Below are 2,002 nucleotides of genomic sequence, written 5' to 3' on the forward strand. Positions count from 1 at the left end.
GGCGCGAAGCCGGGCGCGGGCCAGGACGGCGGGGCGAAGCCCGGCGCCGCGGCCGGCTCCGGTTCGGCCTGCTCCTCCTCCAGGACCTCGCCGCCGAAGTTCTTCAGCAGCGCGTCCAGACCACCGTCGAAGCCCTGACCGACCGCGGCGAACCGCCAGACGTCCTTGACGTAGAAGTCACCCAGCATCACCGCGCGCTCGGTACTGAACTCCGAACCGTCGAAAGAGTAGCGGGCCACCTCCTCGCCGCCGGCGACGATCCGCAGATAGCCGGGACCGATCTGCGACATCTGGCCGGCGCCGTCGAGCGTGGCGGTGAAGGACAGTCTGCGCACGGCGTCGGGGACCCGGTCCAGCGTCACGCGGAAGGACTCGGTGTCCCCCGCCTGCGCGCCGAGCAGCTGAATGGACTCCTCCGGTGACTTCGGCTGGTTGAAGAAGACGAAGTACCGGTCGTCGGAGAGCCGGTCCTCCGCGTCCAGACCGAAGCAGCTGATGTCGAAGGTGAGGCCCGGACCCTCGATCCGCACCCCTACGTAGAGGTCGGTGCCCGTCGTCAGGTCACCGACCTTGGCCTTGTGGCCACGTTGAAATTCCTTGGCCATACGAACGCCGTCCCCCATCCGTGCCGAACCTGTTCCGCGCCAGGCTAACGGGTGACACCGACGGACAACCCGCCGAGTCCGCGACGGAATCGACCGCGGAGCCACAAGGACGCGGGGACGGGCCGGGCCCGGGGCCGAAGGGACTTCGGCGGGGCGGGAGTTGTGCGCGAGCGAGGGCTGGGGCGGGCGGCCCCACGGTCGGCAGGAGGCAGCAGGACGGGGCCGGGCGCGCGGCGGCGATCAGGGGACGCGGCGGGCAGGGCAGGCGGGCATCAGGGCACGTGGGGAAGGCGGGCGGCGGCGACCACACCCTCCAGGAACCCGCGGGCCCGTTCCGTGCGCGGGTACTCCTCGAGCAACCGCCAGAACCGCGCCCCGTGGCCGGGCACCAGGAGGTGCGCCAGCTCGTGCAGCAGCACGTAGTCGACGACGTACTCCGGCATGCCCTGCAACCGATGGGAGAGCCGGATGCTGCCTTCGGCGGGCGTGCACGAACCCCACCGGGTGTTCTGGTTGGTGACCCAGCGCACCGAGGAAGGCCGCGCTCGGCCCTGGAGGTACTGGTCGGACAGCCGGCGGGCCCGCTCGTCCAGCTCCGCGTCACCGAGCACCCGCTTGCTCTCCTGGGCGGCCAAGCGGTCCAGCATGACCGTGATCCAGCGGCGCTCCTCCTCCGCGGACATCCGGGCCGGGATGAGCACGACGGTGCGGTCGCCCTCCCGGTAGGCGGAGACCGTGCGGCGCCGGCGGGTGCTGCGCCGCACCTCGATCGCCGCGCCGTCGGCTCCGGAGGCATGCGCTCTCGGCGCACCACCCGGCTGAGCGGCGCGGTTCAGCGGTTCGGCGGGCACGCTCCGACGTTACCCGCTGGCACCGACGGACGTCCCTCCCTCCGACGGTGGATTCCTCGCGCGGAACTCCAGCCCCACGGGTCACTAAGTACGACTATGACCCACCACCTGTGGACAACTCCGCACGGGCCGACGCCCTCTCGTCGCATGCTGACTTCGGACACGGCGACCGGCCCCAGGCGGAAGGCCCGCCGGTCACTGCCGAGCAACTGAAGGGGGCAATGTGCAACCGCTAATCAAGCCGGCGCTGCGGCGCAGCTGGAGGGACCGCCGGACGGTCCAGTACGGCGTGGCGCCCGCCCATGCCGTGGTGCTGGCCCCGGTGGACACCGCGACGGGCAGCTTCCTGGAGCTGCTGGACGGCACCCGGAGCATCCCGCAGCTGCGCCTGGCCGCCGCCGCCATGCGTCTGCCGCCCGACACCGTCGACCGTCTGCTGGATCGGCTGGCGCGGGCCGGGCTGCTGCACGACACCGCGGCGGCCCGCCGGCCCGCCGGCCTGGTGGGTGATCGTCTGCGTCCGGACCTCGCCTCCCTCTCGGTACT

2 protein-coding genes and 1 pseudogene are annotated in these 2,002 nt (G+C 72.3%); 1 reads left to right on the forward strand and 2 read right to left on the reverse strand.

The genetic code is table 11. The features are described 5' to 3' along the window. Both ACYVE9_RS24590 and ACYVE9_RS24595 read right to left on the reverse strand, forming a co-directional pair. A partial coding sequence (locus ACYVE9_RS24590) for a TerD family protein (RefSeq protein ID WP_461030094.1) occupies nucleotides 1–605 on the reverse strand: 605 nt, incomplete at its 3' end. A 272-nt stretch (nucleotides 606–877) separates the two neighbouring features. After that, nucleotides 878–1,456: a M48 metallopeptidase family protein gene (locus ACYVE9_RS24595; protein WP_461030095.1), complete on the reverse strand. Its 579-nt coding sequence runs from the start codon at nucleotides 1,454–1,456 to the stop codon at nucleotides 878–880. A gap of 223 nt (nucleotides 1,457–1,679) precedes the next feature. On the opposite strand from ACYVE9_RS24595, the pseudogene ACYVE9_RS24600 reads away from it, so the two are divergent. After that, a pseudogene (locus ACYVE9_RS24600) lies at nucleotides 1,680–2,002 on the forward strand (ThiF family adenylyltransferase); the annotation flags it as partial.

This window comes from Streptomyces sparsus (genome assembly GCF_054776295.1).